Raw genomic sequence first — 244 nt, forward strand, 5'->3', positions numbered from 1 at the left:
TGGATCATGTATCCATTCAGAAATCGTCTTGGCAAGCTCCGGCGTCTTCTTGGCATCAGCCATGTGAATGCGATACTCGACCAGCTTACCCTTGCGCCCCGGCTTCTTCTTGCGGATCGATGGATTAAAACCAAGTGCGCTCAGCAGAGCGACCAGACGTTCTGCCAGATCGCAGCAGACGGTCGTAAACTCAATGCGCCTGCGATCCAAGCTGACGTAGCCATCGGAATCTATAAGGCCACCC

General features: G+C 54.1%; 1 protein-coding gene. It reads right to left on the bottom strand.

Translation table 11 applies throughout. The annotated features are described in order from the left end of the window. Positions 1-244, bottom strand: a 244-nt coding sequence (locus tag COY37_RS07920) for an LAGLIDADG family homing endonuclease (protein WP_286977111.1), incomplete at both ends; no start/stop codon positions are given.

Source organism: Candidatus Aquicultor secundus (assembly GCF_002791875.1).
Classification (GTDB): domain Bacteria; phylum Actinomycetota; class Aquicultoria; order Aquicultorales; family Aquicultoraceae; genus Aquicultor_A; species Aquicultor_A secundus.